The organism is Streptomyces ferrugineus (assembly GCF_015160855.1).
Classification (GTDB): domain Bacteria; phylum Actinomycetota; class Actinomycetes; order Streptomycetales; family Streptomycetaceae; genus Streptomyces; species Streptomyces ferrugineus.
Map to the genome: position 1 here is coordinate 9628908 of NZ_CP063373.1, position 16624 is coordinate 9645531.

At 70.8% G+C, this 16624-nt stretch carries 17 protein-coding genes; 10 read left to right on the forward strand and 7 right to left on the reverse strand.

Going from position 1 to position 16624, the window contains the following annotated elements:
• The first annotated feature begins 264 nt into the window (after nt 1-264).
• From acs to IM697_RS45310, 5 genes are all read left to right on the forward strand, one after another.
• Entirely contained in the window at nt 265-2223 is a 1959-nt protein-coding gene (acs, locus tag IM697_RS42820) for an acetate--CoA ligase (RefSeq protein WP_194042812.1), read from the forward strand.
• 200 nt (nt 2224-2423) lie between these two features.
• Nucleotides 2424-3863: a Na+/H+ antiporter NhaA gene (gene nhaA / locus IM697_RS42825; protein ID WP_194042814.1), complete on the forward strand. Its 1440-nt coding sequence runs from the start codon at nt 2424-2426 to the stop codon at nt 3861-3863.
• A gap of 77 nt (nt 3864-3940) precedes the next feature.
• Nucleotides 3941-4438, forward strand: a complete 498-nt coding sequence (locus tag IM697_RS42830) for a phage holin family protein (protein ID WP_194042816.1) — start codon at nt 3941-3943, stop codon at nt 4436-4438.
• Nucleotides 4435-5373, forward strand: coding sequence for an alpha/beta fold hydrolase (locus IM697_RS42835; RefSeq protein WP_194042818.1), 939 nt, complete (start codon nt 4435-4437; stop codon nt 5371-5373). Before IM697_RS42830 ends, IM697_RS42835 begins: the two co-directional genes overlap by 4 nt.
• A 127-nt stretch (nt 5374-5500) precedes the next feature.
• Nucleotides 5501-5683: a hypothetical protein gene (locus IM697_RS45310; protein WP_228044401.1), complete on the forward strand. Its 183-nt coding sequence runs from the start codon at nt 5501-5503 to the stop codon at nt 5681-5683.
• A gap of 18 nt (nt 5684-5701) precedes the next feature.
• On the opposite strand, the gene IM697_RS42840 is transcribed toward IM697_RS45310, so the two are convergent.
• The 3 genes from IM697_RS42840 to nth all read right to left on the reverse strand — a co-directional run bounded on the left by IM697_RS42840 (nt 5702) and on the right by nth (nt 8780).
• Nucleotides 5702-6901 carry a MarP family serine protease gene (locus IM697_RS42840; protein WP_194042826.1) on the reverse strand — a complete coding sequence of 400 codons (1200 nt, stop codon included), beginning with the start codon at nt 6899-6901 and terminating at the stop codon, nt 5702-5704.
• Nucleotides 6902-6949: 48 nt separating this feature from the next.
• The gene (locus IM697_RS42845) at nt 6950-7645 is read right to left on the reverse strand and encodes an NUDIX hydrolase (RefSeq protein ID WP_194050121.1); all 696 of its coding nucleotides are present in this window, start codon (nt 7643-7645) and stop codon (nt 6950-6952) included.
• Nucleotides 7646-7739: 94 nt separating this feature from the next.
• The gene (gene nth / locus IM697_RS42850; protein ID WP_194042828.1) at nt 7740-8780 is read right to left on the reverse strand and encodes an endonuclease III; all 1041 of its coding nucleotides are present in this window, start codon (nt 8778-8780) and stop codon (nt 7740-7742) included.
• A 275-nt stretch (nt 8781-9055) separates the two neighbouring features.
• Here nth and IM697_RS42855 point away from each other — a divergent pair, with 275 nt between their 5' ends.
• The 3 genes from IM697_RS42855 (at nt 9056) to IM697_RS42865 (ending at nt 11824) form a co-directional block, all read left to right on the forward strand.
• Nucleotides 9056-9730 carry a Crp/Fnr family transcriptional regulator gene (locus tag IM697_RS42855; protein ID WP_015658871.1) on the forward strand — a complete coding sequence of 225 codons (675 nt, stop codon included), beginning with the start codon at nt 9056-9058 and terminating at the stop codon, nt 9728-9730.
• Nucleotides 9731-10065: 335 nt separating this feature from the next.
• A complete protein-coding gene (locus IM697_RS42860; protein ID WP_194042830.1) occupies nt 10066-10935 on the forward strand; it encodes an NUDIX hydrolase in 870 nt (289 codons plus the stop codon).
• A 58-nt stretch (nt 10936-10993) separates the two neighbouring features.
• Entirely contained in the window at nt 10994-11824 is an 831-nt protein-coding gene (locus IM697_RS42865) for an MBL fold metallo-hydrolase (protein WP_194042832.1), read from the forward strand.
• Here the strand turns inward: IM697_RS42865 and IM697_RS42870 are convergent.
• The 3 genes from IM697_RS42870 to IM697_RS42880 form a co-directional block, all read right to left on the reverse strand.
• Nucleotides 11821-12666: a nucleotidyltransferase domain-containing protein gene (locus IM697_RS42870; RefSeq protein ID WP_194042834.1), complete on the reverse strand. Its 846-nt coding sequence runs from the start codon at nt 12664-12666 to the stop codon at nt 11821-11823. The two genes, IM697_RS42865 and IM697_RS42870, sit on opposite strands and share 4 nt — an antisense overlap.
• Before the next feature lie 124 nt (nt 12667-12790).
• Entirely contained in the window at nt 12791-13258 is a 468-nt protein-coding gene (locus IM697_RS42875; RefSeq protein ID WP_194042836.1) for a RidA family protein, read from the reverse strand.
• Nucleotides 13255-13416 carry a Sp36 family protein gene (locus IM697_RS42880; RefSeq protein ID WP_010986011.1) on the reverse strand — a complete coding sequence of 54 codons (162 nt, stop codon included), beginning with the start codon at nt 13414-13416 and terminating at the stop codon, nt 13255-13257. The genes IM697_RS42875 and IM697_RS42880 overlap by 4 nt, the downstream gene beginning before the upstream one ends.
• 105 nt (nt 13417-13521) lie before the next feature.
• On the opposite strand from IM697_RS42880, the gene bagA reads away from it, so the two are divergent.
• Together bagA and bagB are read left to right on the forward strand one after the other, a co-directional pair.
• Nucleotides 13522-14499, forward strand: a complete 978-nt coding sequence (bagA, locus tag IM697_RS42885; protein ID WP_194042838.1) for an ATPase BagA — start codon at nt 13522-13524, stop codon at nt 14497-14499.
• 73 nt (nt 14500-14572) lie between these two features.
• Complete coding sequence (gene bagB, locus IM697_RS42890; RefSeq protein WP_194042840.1) at nt 14573-16006, forward strand: ATPase BagB; 1434 nt, start codon at nt 14573-14575, stop codon at nt 16004-16006.
• Nucleotides 16007-16062: 56 nt separating this feature from the next.
• Here the strand turns inward: bagB and wblA are convergent, their stop codons facing one another.
• A complete protein-coding gene (gene wblA, locus IM697_RS42895; RefSeq protein WP_194042842.1) occupies nt 16063-16401 on the reverse strand; it encodes a transcriptional regulator WblA in 339 nt (112 codons plus the stop codon).
• Nucleotides 16402-16624: the final 223 nt, after the last annotated feature.

The window sequence follows — 16624 nt, forward strand, 5'->3', positions numbered from 1 at the left end:
GCGCGGCCCCGTCCGGTGCGGGGCCGCCGCGCTTTCCACCGGGTCGGCGTTTCGCCTGCGCACGGCGCGGATGTGAAAGGGATTACACAGATGAACCGCCTCGTTGCGACATCCGTGGGAACGGATGACCCGGCACCGACAGCAGCTCGGTCCACACTCCATGACAGGTCTAAACCAATTTTCCGTCGACCCTTGTCATCGGGCCCTCGGGTCTGATGAGCTGTGGCCTGGGACACAACGGACACCCTGGGAAAGGGAGATGTCGTGAGCAACGAAAGCCTGGCCAACCTGCTGAAGGAAGAGCGCAGGTTCGCACCCCCCGCCGACCTGGCCGCCAACGCCAATGTCACGGCGGAGGCGTATGAACAGGCCAAGGCTGACAGGCTCGGCTTCTGGGCCGAGCAGGCCCGCCGGCTGACCTGGGCCAAGGAGCCGGCGGAGACGCTGGACTGGTCGAACCCGCCGTTCGCGAAGTGGTTCAAGGACGGCGAACTCAACGTCGCGTACAACTGCGTGGACCGGCATGTCGAGGCCGGGCACGGCGACCGGGTCGCCATCCACTTCGAGGGCGAGCCCGGCGACAGCCGCGCCATCACCTACGCCCAGCTCAAGGACGAGGTCTCCAAGGCCGCCAACGCCCTGCTGGAGCTGGGAGTTCAAAAGGGCGACCGGGTCGCCGTCTACATGCCGATGATCCCGGAGACGGCGGTCGCGATGCTGGCCTGCGCCCGGATCGGCGCCGCCCACTCCGTCGTCTTCGGCGGCTTCTCGGCGGACGCGCTGGCCACCCGTATCCAGGACGCGGACGCCAAGGTCGTCATCACCTCCGACGGCGGCTACCGGCGCGGCAAGCCGTCCGCGCTCAAGCCGGCCGTGGACGAGGCGATCTCCAAGGTCGACAACGTGCGGCATGTGCTCGTCGTGCGCCGTACCGGCCAGGACGTCGCCTGGGACGACAGCCGTGACGTGTGGTGGCACGAGATCGTCGAGCGCCAGTCCGTCGAGCACACCCCCGAGGCGTTCAACGCCGAGCAGCCGCTCTTCATCCTCTACACGTCCGGTACGACGGGGAAGCCGAAGGGCATCCTGCACACCTCGGGCGGCTACCTCACCCAGGCCGCGTACACCCACCACGCCGTCTTCGACCTCAAGCCGGAGACCGACGTCTACTGGTGCACCGCCGACGTCGGCTGGGTCACCGGCCACTCGTACATCGTGTACGGGCCGCTGGCGAACGGTGCGACGCAGGTGATGTACGAGGGCACGCCGGACACCCCGCACCAGGGCCGGTTCTGGGAGATCGTGCAGAAGTACGGGATCACGATCCTGTACACGGCGCCCACCGCGATCCGCACGTTCATGAAGTGGGGCGACGACATCCCCGCGAAGTTCGACCTGAGCAGCCTGCGCGTCCTCGGCTCGGTCGGTGAGCCGATCAACCCCGAGGCGTGGATCTGGTACCGCAAGCACATCGGCGCCGACCGGACGCCGATCGTCGACACCTGGTGGCAGACCGAGACCGGCGCGATGATGATCTCGCCGCTGCCGGGCGTGACCGAGACCAAGCCCGGCTCCGCGCAGACGCCGCTGCCCGGCATCGCCGCGACCGTCGTCGACGACGAGGCCAACGAGGTGCCCAACGGCGGTGGCGGCTATCTGGTCCTGACCGAGCCGTGGCCGTCGATGCTGCGCACCATCTGGGGCGACGACCAGCGGTTCATCGACACCTACTGGTCGCGCTTCGAGGGCAAGTACTTCGCCGGTGACGGGGCGAAGAAGGACGACGACGGGGACGTCTGGCTGCTGGGCCGCGTGGACGACGTCATGCTCGTCTCCGGGCACAACATCTCGACCACCGAGGTGGAGTCGGCGCTCGTCTCCCACCCGTCCGTGGCCGAGGCGGCCGTCGTCGGCGCCACCGACGAGACGACCGGGCAGGCGATCGTCGCCTTCGTGATCCTGCGCGGCACGGCGAACGCCGAGGACGAGAACCTCATCGCCGACCTGCGCAACCACGTCGGCGCCACCCTCGGCCCGATCGCCAAGCCCAAGCGGGTCCTCCCGGTGGCCGAGCTGCCCAAGACCCGCTCCGGCAAGATCATGCGCCGACTGCTGCGGGACGTGGCCGAGAACCGCCAGCTCGGTGATGTGACCACGCTCACCGACTCCACCGTCATGGACCTCATCCAGGCGAAGCTGCCGGCGGCGCCGAGCGAGGACTGAGCACGGCCAGGGACTGAGCACGACCTTCGCGGGCACCCGGCGCCAAGCGCGCCGGGTGCCTTTCGTGTACGTACGGTGGACATCGACGGATGCACTTCCGGCCACCCTTAAGTAAGCTAAGCAAAACAAATGGTCCTCAGGTGTGCCGGGAAGTCTGGTCGGCAAGTGTTCTGTCCTACCCACCGACCGGAGGTTCCCACGTGGCTGCGCCCCGTCCCCCCGCTCCCGCCCGCAAGGTCCTCGGACGCCTTTCCCTGCCCGAGCGGAACTTCATCGCGGACGCGCTGCGCACCGAGACGGTCGGCGGTGTCCTGCTGCTGCTCGCCGCGATCACCGCGCTGCTCTGGGCGAACATACCCGCGCTGGGCGACAGCTACGAGAGCGTCGGCCACTTCCACCTGGGCCCCGAGGCCCTCGGGCTGGACCTGTCGATCGAGCACTGGGCCGCCGACGGACTGCTCGCGATCTTCTTCTTCGTCGCCGGGATCGAGCTCAAGCGTGAGCTGGTGGCCGGCGACCTCAGAGACCCCAAGGCGGCCGTGCTGCCGGTCGTCGCCGCCTTGTGCGGCATGGTGGCACCCGCGCTCGTCTACATCCTGACCAATGTCACCGGGGGCGGCTCCCTGTCGGGCTGGGCGGTCCCGACCGCCACGGACATCGCCTTCGCGCTCGCCGTGCTCGCCGTCATCGGCACCTCCCTGCCCAGCGCCCTGCGCGCCTTCCTGCTCACGCTCGCCGTCGTCGACGATCTGTTCGCGATCCTGATCATCGCGGTGTTCTTCACCGAGCAGATCAACTTCGCCGCGCTCGGCGGCGCCGTCGTCGGCCTGAGCGTGTTCTGGCTGCTGCTGCGCAAGGGCGTACGCGGGTGGTACGTGTACATCCCGCTCGCCCTGGTGATCTGGGGCCTGATGTACAACAGCGGCGTCCACGCCACCATCGCGGGCGTGGCGATGGGCCTGATGCTGCGCTGCCATCGCCACGAGGGCGAGGAGCACTCCCCCGGCGAGCACATCGAGCATCTCGTACGACCCCTGTCGGCCGGCCTGGCCGTGCCGCTGTTCGCGCTCTTCAGCGCCGGTGTGGCCATCTCCGGCGGCGCGCTGCGCGATGTGTTCGCCCAGCCGGAGACGCTCGGCGTGGTCCTCGGTCTCGTGGTCGGCAAGATGGTCGGCATCTTCGGCGGCACCTGGCTGACGGTACGTTTCACCAGGGCTTCGCTCAGCGACGACCTGGCGTGGGCCGACGTGTTCGCCGTCGCCACCCTCGCCGGCATCGGCTTCACCGTCTCGCTGCTCATCGGTGAGCTCGCCTTCGAGGGCGACGCCACCCTGACCGACGAGGTCAAGGCCGCCGTACTGCTCGGCTCGCTCACCGCGGCGCTCGTGGCGACGGTGCTGCTGAAGATACGGAACGCCAAGTACCGCCGGATGTGCGAGGAAGAGGACCGAGACGAGGACGCCGACGGCATCCCGGACATCTACGAGCAGGACGAGCCTGAGTACCACCTTCGGATGGCCGCCATCTTCGAACGCAAGGCCGCCGAGCACCGCCGCCTCGCCGAGGAGAAGGCCGCCGCACGCCACGCGCTTGCCGAAGTGGCGGGCAGGGCAGGCGAGGAGGAGCACCGTCGGGCATGATCTGACGGGACGGTACAAAAGACGGAACCGTACGCACTCAGGCGGAAGACGGAACCGTGACTACGAGGGAGACCGCGATGAGCGCACCCGACGGCAGCCCGGTCGGCGCCGAACGCAGCATCGGCCAGCTGTTCGCCTCGGCGACGACCGAGATGTCGGCGCTGGTGCATGACGAGATCGCCCTGGCGAAAGCGCAGCTCAAGCAGGACGTCAAGCGCGGCGCGACCAGCGGCGGCGCGTTCACGGCGGCCGGCGCGGTGCTGCTGTTCTCCCTGCCGATGCTGAACTTCGCCCTCGCGTACGGCATTCGGACCTGGAGCGACTGGAACCTCGCGATCTGCTTCGTGCTGTCCTTCGCCGCGAATGTCGTCGTCGCCGGTCTCCTCGCGCTGATCGGCGTCGTCTTCGCGAAGAAGGCCAAGAAGAGCAAGGGCCCGCAGAAGGTCGCCGCCTCGATGAAGGAGACCGCGGGCGTCCTGCAGAAGGCCAAGCCGCACCCGCGTCCGGCCCCCGCTCCGGAGCTGGAGGTCCGGGCGCCGGCGGCCATCGAGGCTGTGGCACGCTCGTCGTCATGACGGATCCCGCCGCCCCTACGCCGCAACCGGCCTCGGTCGTACGACTGGATGGTCCCTGGACACACCGGGACGTGGCCGCCAATGGTGCGCGCTTCCACATCGCCGAGCTGGGCGACGGTCCACTGGTCCTGCTGCTGCACGGTTTCCCACAGTTCTGGTGGACCTGGCGGCACCAGCTCGTCGCGCTCGCCGACGCGGGGTTCCGGGCGGTGGCGATGGACCTCAGGGGCGTGGGCGGCAGCGACCGTACGCCGCGCGGTTACGACCCGGCCAACCTCGCCCTCGACATCACCGGCGTGGTCCGCTCGCTCGGCGAGCCCGACGCCGCGCTGGTCGGCCATGACCTGGGCGGATATCTGGCGTGGACGGCGGCCGTGATGCGCCCCAAGCTGGTGCGGCGGCTCGCGGTCGCGTCCATGCCGCACCCCCGGCGCTGGCGCTCGGCGATGCTCTCCGACGTCAAGCAGACGAGTGCGAGTTCCTACATCTGGGGGTTTCAGCGCCCCTGGATTCCCGAGCGGCAGCTCACCGCCGACGACGGGGCGCTGGTCGGCCGGCTGATCCGGGACTGGTCCGGCCCGCGCCTGCCGGACGACGACGCGGTGGACACGTACCGCAGCGCCATCCGCATCCCGTCCACGGCGCACTGCTCGATCGAGCCTTACCGCTGGATGGTGCGCTCACTGGCCCGCCCCGACGGCATCCAGTTCAACCGCCGTATGAAGCGACCCGTGCGCGTGCCGACGCTGCATCTGCACGGCTCCCTCGACCCGGTGATGCGCACCCGCAGCGCGGCCGGCTCCGGCGAGTACGTCGAAGCGCCGTACCGCTGGCGTCTGTTCGACGGGCTCGGGCACTTCCCGCACGAGGAGGACCCGGTCGCCTTCTCCACCGAACTCATCAACTGGCTGAAAGACCCCGAACCCGATCGGTGACCGCGCCGATGCGCCCGGTATCCGGAACTGAACACCTGTCCTACGAACAGCCAATTGCCCGGCGCATAGGCCAATTGGGGGCGCGTGAGGCGGTTATCGACCATGGGGCAGGGGCAGACGTCGGGGTATGGGCTGGACGCACGACTACAGTGACGCAGCACGCAATCGCCGCTCGGCCAGTGGGCTGAGCTCCCACCAACGGGGCACCGCCCCGCAGATAGCGGGCGCCGATCCCCGGGTGGGCATTCCGCGCATCCTGCGCCGCCGCGCGCGCTGGGTCTCGGTGCGCCTGCGCCACCCGCGCGGCTGACGCCGCCGCACCCGAACGTCAGAGCGCGCAGCTGTCGCTGTCCACCTGCTGGTTGGCGGTACGCCCCTTGACGATGTCCTCCTGGATCTCGTCCGCGGTGAGCGCATAGCCGGTGTCGGCGTCGTCGAGGGACTTGGCGAACACCACGCCGTACACCTTGCCCTCGGGCGTGAGCAGCGGGCCGCCGGAGTTGCCCTGGCGGACGACCGCGTACAGCGAGTAGACGTCACGGCGCACGGTGCCGCGGTGGTAGATGTCCGGGCCGTTGGCCGGCAGGCGCCCGCGCACGCGCGCGGCTCGCACGTCGTACGCCCCGTTCTCCGGGAAGCCCGCGATGATCGCGCCGTCGCCGCTCTCGGCGTCGGTGGCCGTGAACCGCAGCGCGGGCGCGTCCATGTCCGGTACGTCCAGTACGGCGATGTCGCGCTCCCAGTCGTAGAGGACGACCTTCGCGTCGTACCGCCTGCCCTCTCCGCCTATCTGGACGGTGGGTTCGTCGACGCCGCCGACGACATGCGCGTTGGTCATGACCCGGCGGTCGGCGAAGACGAAGCCGGTGCCCTCCAGGACCTTTCCGCAACTCGTCGCCGTGCCCATGACCTTGACGATGGAGCGCTGGGCGCGGGCGGCCACCGGGCTGTTGGCCAGGGCCGGGTCGGGCGGCTGGACCTCGTTGATGGGCTCGTTCGAGAACGGGCTGAAGACCTGCGGGAAGCCGTTCTGCGCGAGCACGGAGGAGAAGTCCGCGAACCAGGTGTCGGCCTGGTCGGGCAGCGCCCGTGAGACGCCGAGCAGCACCTTGGAGCTGCGGACCTCCTTGCCGAGCGTCGGCAGCGTCGTCCCGGCGAGGGCGGAACCGATCAGCCAGGCGACGAGGAGCATCGCGACGACGTTGACGAGGGCGCCGCCGGTGGCGTCGAGGGCGCGGGCCGGGGACCAGGTGATGTACCGGCGCAGCTTGTTGCCGAGGTGCGTGGTCAGGGCCTGGCCGACGGAGGCGCAGACGATCACGACGACGACCGCGACGACGGCGGCGGTCGTGTTCACCTCGGCGTTGTCGGTCAGCGCGTCCCAGATGACCGGCAGCAGGTAGACGGCCACGAGGCCGCCGCCGAGGAAGCCGATCACCGACAGGATGCCGACGACGAAGCCCTGGCGGTAGCCCACGATCGCGAACCAGACGGCGGCGACCAGCAACAGGATGTCCAGCACGTTCACCGATTCAGGCCTCGCCTCGTCACTCTCCGGTCCACGGCAGACACCCTGTCATGACCGCCAGTCGAGCGGGACCTGCTTGCCCCGGTCCCAGGGCCGCTCCCAGCCCGAGAAATGGAGCAGACGGTCGATGATCCCGGCTGTGAAGCCCCAGACCAGTGCCGATTCGACCAGAAATGCCGGACCTCTGTGGCCGCTGGGATGGACGGTCGTGGCGCGGTTGTCCGGATTCGTGAGATCCGCCACGGGGACGGTGAAAACGCGCGCCGTCTCGTTCGGATCGACGACGTCGACCGGGCTCGGCTCGCGCCACCAGCCCAGCACGGGGGTGACGACGAAGCCGCTGACCGGGATGTACAGCTTGGGCAGCACCCCGAAGAGCTGGACGCCGCTCGGATCGAGCCCGGTCTCCTCCTCGGCCTCGCGCAGAGCGGCCCGCAGCGGCCCGTCGGCCTGCGGGTCGCCGTCCTCGGGGTCGAGCGCGCCACCGGGAAACGACGGCTGTCCGGCATGGGACCGCAGCGAACTGGCCCGCTCCATGAGCAGCAGCTCGGGCCCGCGCTCGCCGTCACCGAAGAGAATCAGTACGGCGGACTGCCGCCCCGCCCCGCTCTCCGGCGGCAGGAAGCGGCTCAGCTGCAACGGCTCGACGGTCTCCGCCACCCGCACCACGGGCTCCAGCCACCCCGGCAGCCCATCCCTGCTGAGCACCACTGACCCGTCCCGCGTATCGCTCGCCCTCGTCATAGCCACCCCCGTCGTCCTGCCGAGTCCAACGCCCGAGGGCACCTAGATCGTTCCGCCCCGGCCGTACCACCGCCCGGCGACGCTTCCCGCCCCGTCATCCGGCCCCCAGCGGCGGGGCCGGCTTCCCGCCCGCGTCCAGATAGGCCTGCGGCGGCTTGAGCCGCTGCCCCGGAAGGCCGCCCTTCTCGTACTTCAGCAGCTTCTTCGCCTTCTCCGGGTCCGTCTCGCCTTCGCCGTACGCCGGGCAGAGCGGCGCGATGGGGCAGGCGCCGCACGCGGGCTTGCGGGCGTGGCAGATGCGCCGGCCGTGCCAGATCACATGGTGCGACAGATCCGTCCAGTCACTCTTCGGGAACAGGGCGGCGACCTCGGCCTCGATCTTGTCCGGGTCCGTCTGCTCGGTCCACTGCCAGCGCCGCACCAGCCGCTGGAAGTGCGTGTCCACGGTGATGCCGGGCCGCCCGAAGGCGTTGCCGAGCACGACGAACGCCGTCTTGCGCCCCACACCGGGCAGCTTCACCAGCTCTTCCAGCCGCCCCGGGACCTCACCGCCATGGTTCTCCACCAGCGCCTTGGACAGCCCCATGACCGACTTGGTCTTGGCCCGGAAGAAGCCGCACGGCCGCAGGATCTCCTCGACCTCCTCCGGATTGGCGCCGGCCAGGTCCTCAGGGGTGGGGTACTTGGCGAACAGCGCCGGGGTCGTCTGGTTGACGCGCAGGTCGGTGGTCTGGGCGGACAGCACGGTGGCGACCAGGAGCTGGAAGGAGTTGTCGAAGTCCAGCTCCGGATGGGCGTAGGGATAGACCTCGGCGAGCTCGCGGTTGATGCGCCGGGCCCGACGGACAAGGGCGGTCGACGGCTTGGCGCCGACGGTCCTGACGGTGGAGGCACCCTTCACGGCGGCGGAGGCCTTCGCGGGAGCGACGACGGGCTTCTTGGCGATCGCCTTCTTGGCGGTGACCTTCTTGGCAGTGGCCTTCTTCGCAGCCGCAGCTTTCTTGCCGCCCGCCGCCTTCTTCGTACCCACGCCCTTCTTCACCGCCTCTTTCCCGCCACCGGGGGCTGCCCCGCCCGGCGCCTTTTTCGTCGCTTTTGCCGTTTTCCTTCCGCCACCGGGGTCCTGTTCGCCCACAGCGGAATCGCGACGTACAACCACCCGCCCAGCCCCCTTGGCCTGTGCTCTCACCGGCGATTTGGACACCCGGCCAGCCTAGAGCCCGGCACCGACATCCGCCTCGGACCCCGAAGGTCGGCCCCCAATTGGACCCCTGCCGCTTACCTCGGCACACCTGTGCGGCATCCTTGTGACAGATCACACTGTTTGGACCGTCCGGCAAAATGGGGAGCACGGTCCCCTGGTACGTGGGGGAGCAAGATCCCCTGAGCAGGTCGACAAGGAGAGAACTCGTGGACGACGTTCTGCGGCGCAATCCGCTCTTCGCGGCTCTCGACGACGAGCAGTCCGCGGAACTGCGCGCCTCCATGAGTGAGGTGACCCTCGCACGTGGCGACTCCCTGTTCCACGAGGGCGACCCGGGTGACCGGCTCTACGTCGTCACCGAGGGCAAGGTCAAGCTTCACCGCACATCCCCCGACGGCCGCGAGAACATGCTCGCCGTCGTCGGCCCCGGAGAGCTCATCGGCGAGCTGTCCCTCTTCGACCCGGGCCCGCGCACGGCGACCGCCACCGCGCTGACCGAGGTCAAGCTGCTGGGCCTGGGCCACGGCGACCTCCAGCCCTGGCTGAACGCCCGCCCCGAGGTGGCCACCGCACTGCTGCGCGCTGTGGCCCGCCGCCTGCGCCGCACCAACGACGCGATGTCCGACCTCGTCTTCTCGGACGTCCCCGGCCGCGTGGCCCGCGCGCTTCTGGACCTCTCCCGCCGCTTCGGCGTGCAGTCCGAGGAGGGCATCCACGTCGTCCACGACCTCACGCAGGAGGAGCTGGCCCAGCTCGTCGGCGCGTCCCGCGAAACGGTCAACAAGGCCCTGGCCGACTTCGCCCAGCGCGGCTGGCTGCGCCTGGAGGCCCGCGCGGTGATCCTGCTGGACGTGGAACGCCTGGCGAAGCGTTCGCGCTAGCCCGACCAAGACACCGGGCCCTGCCTTCTACGAGGCGGGGCCCCGTCGTAGTCCCCCCCAAGGACCCGCAGCCGCGTACGGCGGGAAGGGGACGTGGCGGGGGGTGTCCGCCCGCAGTGGCCGGCGTCAAGAAACGCTCAGCACCCTGCCCAAGGCCAGCCGCCGGTCCGAGGACGGACACCCCCGCCACGGCCCCGACCCACAAAACACCCGCAGGCGCTACGCGCACCCCCACACACCCCGCAGCGGCGCCGCAGGCATCAACACGCACCCCCACCAGCCACGCCCCAAGACCACCCCTCGAACATCCGCCCACCAAGAGATAGCCTCCGCCCATGGCAAACGGGCAGTGGTACCCACGGGAGTGGCCGGACCGCATCCGCGCACTCGCGGAAGGAACCCTCACCCCCGTCGCCCCGAAACGGGCGGCCACCGTCATGCTGCTCAAGGACGCCGACACCGGCGGCCCCGCCGTACACATGCTGCGCCGCCGCAGCTCGATGGCCTTCGCCGGCGGGGCGTACGCCTACCCCGGCGGCGGCGTCGACCCGCGCGACGAGCAGCCCATCCGCTGGGCAGGCCCCACGCGCGCGTGGTGGGCGCAGCGCCTCGGCGTCGAGGAGGCCACGGCCCAGGCGATCGTGTGCGCCGCCGTACGGGAGACGTACGAGGAGGCGGGCGTCCTGCTCGCCGGCCCCACCGACGATTCCGTAGTGGGCGACACCACGGGCGACGACTGGGAGGCGGACCGCGCCGCATTGGTCGCCCGCGACGTGTCGTTCGCCGAGTTCCTCGACCGCCGAGGTCTGGCCCTCCGCTCCGACCTGCTGGGCGCCTGGACCCGCTGGATCACCCCGGAGTTCGAGCCCCGCCGCTACGACACCTGGTTCTTCGTCGCCGCCCTCCCGGAGGGCCAGCGCACCCGCAACGCCTCCACAGAGGCCGACCGCACGGTATGGATCCGCCCCACGGACGCCGCCGCCTCGTACGACGAGGGCGAGCTGCTGATGATGCCGCCCACCATCGCGACACTGCGCCAGCTGACGCCGTACGACAGCGCCGCCCAGGCCCTCGCCGCCGCCCCGACCCGGAACCTCACGCCCGTCCTGGCGCAGGCCCGCCTCGAGGACGGCGAGATCGTGCTCACCTGGCCCGGCCACGACGAGTTCACCAAGCACATCCCGACCGGCGGAACCCCCACATGACCGCACCCGCAGCACCCGCACCCGCACCAGTGCCCGCACCCTCGGAAGGCCCCCACGCATGACGGACGCAGCAGCCCTCCCCGGCCAGCCGCGAGGCGGGGTCCTCACCGGCCCCGCCACCCCCCGCGCCGTCAACGTCCTGGCCCCCAACCCCTCCGCGATGACCCTGGACGGCACCAACACCTGGATCGTCTCCGAGCCGGACTCCGACCTGGCCGTCGTCATCGACCCGGGCCCCCGGGACGAGGGTCATCTGCGCAACGTCGTCGCCATGGCCGAGAAGTCCGGCAAGCGCGTCGCCCTGACCCTGCTCACCCACGGCCACCCCGACCACGCCGAGGGCGCCGCACGCTTCGCCGAGCTGACCGGCACGCGCGTGCGTGCCCTCGACCCGGCGCTGCGGCTCGGCGACGAGGGGCTCGGCGCCGGGGACGTGGTCACCGTCGGCGGCCTGGAGCTGCGCGTCGTACCGACGCCCGGGCACACCGCCGACTCCCTCTCCTTCCACCTCCCGGCCGACCGCGCCGTCCTGACCGGCGACACGATCCTGGGCCGCGGCACGACCGTCGTGGCACACCCCGACGGCCGCCTCGGCGACTATCTGGACTCGCTGCGGCGCCTGCGGTCCCTCACGGTCGACGACGGCGTGCACACGGTCCTCCCGGGCCACGGCCCCGTCCTGGAGGACGCCCAGGGCGCCGTCGAGTTCTACCTCGCCCATCGCGCCCACCGCCTCGCCCAGGTGGAGACGGCGGTCGAGGACGGCCACGGCACCCCGGCCGAGGTCGTCGCCCATGTGTACGCGGACGTGGACCGCTCCTTGTGGCCGGCGGCCGAGCTGTCGGTACGGGCGCAGATGGACTACCTGGAGGAGCACGGGCTCATCTAGCCCGGCCGATCGGGGCGCGGTGCCTTGATGCCGTGCACGCGCGCGTACTCCGCGGCGAGCCAGGGACCGAGGTCGTCGACGTACGAGCGGAGCACACCGGCGTCCCCGACCGGCTCGTACCCGAGCACCGCCGCCGCCCGCATCTGCCGGGCCCGCTCGGGGTAGTACGTGCCGAAGGCCTCGGCCATGTCGGTCAGATCGCTGGTCCAGCCGTTCCAGCGGGGCATGACGAGCGTGAAGCCGGTACGGACGAGACGCCGGGACATGAGCCGCACGAGCCGCCGCCGCACCCGGTCCGCGTCGTCGGCGGCGTCGGCGTCGGTGTCGGCGATGCGGGTGCGCCAGCGGGGCAGCAGCAGGGCGAGATCCCCGTTGGTCTCGCGGGCGAGCAGTGAGTCGGGACGATAGCGCGGCAGGTGCCCGGCCAGGTCCTCGCCGAGCAGCGGCGTGCACAGACAGGCGACGAACCATCCCAGGTCGTGCCGCTCCAGCTCGCTCAGCACGCGCGCCCGGCTCTCCAACAGGGTCCCGGCCCCGTCGATCTCCCGGAACTCCCTGTCCAGCGCCGCATCGAGCGCGCGGGCCTGCGCCCGGTCCCCGGCGCCGGGCTCCTCGTGCAGGACGACCAGCAGATCCAGGTCGCTGCGCCCCACGCGCGCAGTGCCGCGAGGGATCGACCCGTACAGGTAGGCGCTGTGCAGCCGCGCCCCGAACACCGCCGGCAGACGCTCCCGCGCAGCGGCGACGATGTGCCGGAAGCCATACGGGACAAGCCCGAGGGAGCCTTCGCGCGCGATGTACCCCTGGGCGTCGAGTCCTCGGCCCTGAACGGTTTCGACCATGGGGCCACTGTGCCCCGCCGGAAGGCCGCGGGGCCGCCCGTTTTCGGCACGGCAGCGGGCATGACGCCGCCGCTGTTCGGCCTGCCCGGGGCAGGTCCCCGGACAGACCACAGCCGCCGAAGGCCTACGCCTCCGTCAGCTCCACCTGGACCTCGACCTCGACCGGCGCGTCCAGCGGAAGCACGGCCACGCCGACCGCGCTGCGCGCGTGCACGCCCTTGTCGCCGAGCACCTCGGCGAACAACTCGCTCGCGCCGTTGATGACGCCGGGCTGACCCGTGAAGTCGGAAGCCGACGCCACGAAGCCCACGACCTTCACGATGCGCGCGACGCGGTCCAGGTCGCCGGCCACCGACTTCACGGCCGCGAGGGCGTTCAGGGCGCAGACACGGGCGAGGTCCTTCGCCTCCTCGGCGGTGACCTCCGCGCCCACCTTGCCGGTGACCGGAAGCTTGCCCTCCACCATGGGGAGCTGGCCCGCGGTGTAGACGTACACGCCGGACCGGACCGCCGGCTGGTACGCGGCGAGCGGCGGCACGACCTCCGGAAGCCTCAGACCCAGCTCGGCGAGTTTCGACTCGACCGCGCTCATGCCTGCCTCTCCCGCTTCAGGTAGGCCACGAGCTGCTCGGGGTTGTTCGGCCCGGGCACGACCTGGACGAGCTCCCAGCCGTCCTCGCCCCAGGTGTCCAGAATCTGCTTCGTGGCATGGACGAGCAGCGGCACGGTTGCGTATTCCCACTTGGTCATGTGGCCGACTTTATCCGTTGCCCGCAAGGGCGACGCGGCCGACCGGCGGCAGGTTATCCACAGGCCGCCGCGTGGCTCGCGCACCGACTGGTTAGGCTCGAAGACGTGAGCAGGCTCCAGGTCGTCAGCGGCAAGGGCGGGACCGGAAAGACCACGGTCGCCGCCGCGCTCGCGCTCGCCCTCGCCACCGAGGGGAAGCGGACGCTTCTCGTCGAGGTCGAGGGCAGGCAGGGCATCGCGCAGCTCTTCGAGACAGAGGCGCTGCCCTATGAGGAGCGGAAGATCGCCGTCGCTCCTGGGGGCGGGGAGGTGTACGCCCTCGCCATAGACCCCGAACTGGCCCTTCTGGACTACCTCCAGATGTTCTACAAGATGGGCGGTGCGGGCCGGGCCCTGAAGAAGCTCGGCGCGATCGACTTCGCCACCACCATCGCGCCGGGGCTGAGAGACGTCCTTCTCACCGGCAAGGCGTGCGAGGCGGTGCGCCGCAAGGACAAGGCCGGGCGGTTCGTCTACGACTGTGTCGTCATGGACGCGCCGCCCACCGGGCGCATCACCCGCTTCCTGAACGTCAACGACGAGGTGGCGGGGCTCGCCAGGATCGGGCCGATACACAATCAGGCGCAGGCCGTGATGCGGGTGCTGAAGTCGGCGGAGACGGCCGTGCACCTGGTGACGCTCCTCGAGGAGATGCCCGTCCAGGAGACCGCGGACGGGATCGCCGAGCTGCGCGCGGCGCGGCTGCCGGTCGGGCGGATCATCGTGAACATGGTGCGGCCCGAGGTGTTGGACGCGACCGACCTGGAACTCGTACGGAGCGTCCCGCGCGCGGCCCTCGCCAAGTCGCTGTCCTCGGCCGGGCTCGGCGGGGCACGGCGCGGCGGGAACGCCGAGCGGCTGGTGGACCCGCTGCTGGCGCAGGCCGACGAGTACGCCGAGCGGCACGCGCTGGAGCACGAGCAGCGGGCGGTCCTGGACGAGTTGGGGCTGCCGGTGCACGAACTGCCGCTGCTCGCCGAGGGCATGGACCTGGCGGGCCTGTACGAACTCGCGGGCGAGCTGCGGGAACAGGGCCTGTCATGAGTCCGTTCACTAGTCGGGAGCCGTACGCGACACGTCCGGAGCCTTACGCGGTACGTCGGAAGCAGGGGATGTCATGAGTCCGGAACCGGCCCACGCACACGACGCCGCGCGCCAGCCGCACCACCCCGCGCACCCCCCGCACCTGTCCCCCGCGCGCGCCCTCGACCTCGACCCGCTGCTCGACGACCCGAAGACCCGCATCGTGGTGTGCTGCGGCTCGGGCGGCGTCGGCAAGACCACCACCGCGGCGGCGCTGGGCCTGCGGGCCGCCGAGCGCGGGCGCAAGGTGGTCGTGCTGACCATCGACCCGGCCCGCCGGCTCGCCCAGTCCATGGGCATCGACTCCCTCGACAACACCCCGCGCCGGGTGAAGGGCGTCGAGGGCGAGGGCGAGCTGCACGCGATGATGCTCGACATGAAGCGCACCTTCGACGAGATCGTCGAGGCGCACGCGGACCCCGAGCGGGCCGCCGCGATCCTGGGCAACCCCTTCTACCAGTCCCTCTCGGCGGGCTTCGCGGGCACGCAGGAGTACATGGCGATGGAGAAGCTGGGCCAGCTGCGGGCCCGGGACGAGTGGGACCTCATCGTCGTGGACACCCCGCCGTCGCGCTCGGCGCTGGACTTCCTGGACGCGCCCAAGCGGCTCGGGTCCTTCCTCGACGGCAAGCTGATCCGGGTCCTGCTGGCCCCGGCGAAGGTCGGCGGGCGCGCGGGGATGAAGTTCCTGAACGTCGGCATGTCGATGATGACGGGGGCGCTCGGCAAGCTGCTGGGCGGGCAGCTGCTGAAGGACGTACAGACCTTCGTCGCCGCCATGGACTCGATGTTCGGCGGCTTCCGCACGCGCGCGGACGCCACGTACAAGCTGCTTCAGGCGCCCGGGACAGCGTTCCTGGTGGTGGCGGCGCCGGAGCGGGACGCGCTGCGGGAGGCCGCGTACTTCGTGGAGCGGCTGGCCGCCGAGGACATGCCGCTGGCGGGTCTGGTGCTCAACCGGGTCCACGGCAGCGGCGCCGACCGGCTGTCGGCCGAGCGGGCGCTCGCCGCCGCGGAAAATCTTGAAGAGCCCCGCATTGTCGATCAGGAGGGCGGGAAAGCTGGACTTCGTAACTCCCCCGACACGTACGACAGTTCAGATTCGGCCGCTTCCGAGGCATCGGCTCCCGACGCAGGCTCCCCCGCCGCGGACATGGAGCGAACCGCAGCCACGGACGAGCCGTCAACCACGGACGAGCCGTCGCCCGCCGACCCACAGCCCGTCGCGGCGCATGTGGAGCGGTCCGTCGACCAACTCACCGCAGGCCTGCTGAGGCTGCACTCCGAGCGTATGCAGCTGCTCTCCCGCGAGCAGCGCACGCGTGACCGCTTCACCGCGCTCCACCCCGAGGTGGCGGTGACCGAAGTGGCCGCGCTGCCCGGCGACGTACATGACCTCGTGGGGCTGCGGGACATCGGAAACCGGCTCGCGGCCCGTCGGCCTGAGCTGCCCGATCCCGGGGCGTGATACCGCGGTCGGCTCCTGAGGGAGGCCTCGTGGCCCCCTGTCCGAGGGGTGGCCCCTCAGCCCACCGCGGCGTAGTTCTCGTACACCTCGTCGTCGTCGAGCGGCAGCAGGCCCGCCCCGCGCTCGTACTCCGTGCGTGCGGTCTCCAGCAGCCGGCGCCACGAGGTGACCGTCGGCCGCCTGCGCAGCAGCGCACGGCGCTCCCGCTCCGTCATTCCTCCCCACACGCCGAACTCGACGCGGTTGTCCAGCGCGTCCGCCAGGCACTCCGTGCGCACCGGGCATCCGGTGCACACCGCCTTGGCCCTGTTCTGCGCTGCTCCCTGAACGAACAGTTCATCCGGATCGGTAGTGCGGCAGGCCGCCTGCGCACTCCAGTCGGTTACCCAGCCCATACCGGCGCCGTCCTCTCCCGAATCGAGGCTCCCCCACGGCGGCAGCGGCATATTCACCGCCGCCAGTTGAGGACGTTACGGAAGGTGGGCACAGCGCAACACCCCCTTCGGGCCCAATCTTGAATGGCCCGAACGGACTATGGGTAAGCGGCAGATCACCCGGGGGAGTGAGCTGGCGACATGCGTGACTTTCCCGGCAAACCGGGACAGTTCTACTGAGTCA

What these genes read in the sequence shown, in the direction of transcription:
- IM697_RS42830 (WP_194042816.1), top strand. Translation starts at nt 3,941, where the DNA reads ATGAGCGCACCCGACGGCAGCCCGGTCGGCGCCGAACGCAGCATCGGC.
- bagB (WP_194042840.1), top strand. Translation starts at nt 14,573, where the DNA reads ATGAGTCCGGAACCGGCCCACGCACACGACGCCGCGCGCCAGCCGCAC.
- IM697_RS42875 (WP_194042836.1), bottom strand. Translation starts at nt 13,258, where the DNA reads ATGAGCGCGGTCGAGTCGAAACTCGCCGAGCTGGGTCTGAGGCTTCCG.
- IM697_RS42835 (WP_194042818.1), top strand. Translation starts at nt 4,435, where the DNA reads ATGACGGATCCCGCCGCCCCTACGCCGCAACCGGCCTCGGTCGTACGA.
- IM697_RS42865 (WP_194042832.1), top strand. Translation starts at nt 10,994, where the DNA reads ATGACGGACGCAGCAGCCCTCCCCGGCCAGCCGCGAGGCGGGGTCCTC.
- IM697_RS42860 (WP_194042830.1), top strand. Translation starts at nt 10,066, where the DNA reads ATGGCAAACGGGCAGTGGTACCCACGGGAGTGGCCGGACCGCATCCGC.
- IM697_RS42845 (WP_194050121.1), bottom strand. Translation starts at nt 7,645, where the DNA reads ATGACGAGGGCGAGCGATACGCGGGACGGGTCAGTGGTGCTCAGCAGG.
- wblA (WP_194042842.1), bottom strand. Translation starts at nt 16,401, where the DNA reads ATGGGCTGGGTAACCGACTGGAGTGCGCAGGCGGCCTGCCGCACTACC.
- IM697_RS42870 (WP_194042834.1), bottom strand. Translation starts at nt 12,666, where the DNA reads ATGGTCGAAACCGTTCAGGGCCGAGGACTCGACGCCCAGGGGTACATC.
- IM697_RS42880 (WP_010986011.1), bottom strand. Translation starts at nt 13,416, where the DNA reads ATGACCAAGTGGGAATACGCAACCGTGCCGCTGCTCGTCCATGCCACG.
- IM697_RS45310 (WP_228044401.1), top strand. Translation starts at nt 5,501, where the DNA reads ATGGGCTGGACGCACGACTACAGTGACGCAGCACGCAATCGCCGCTCG.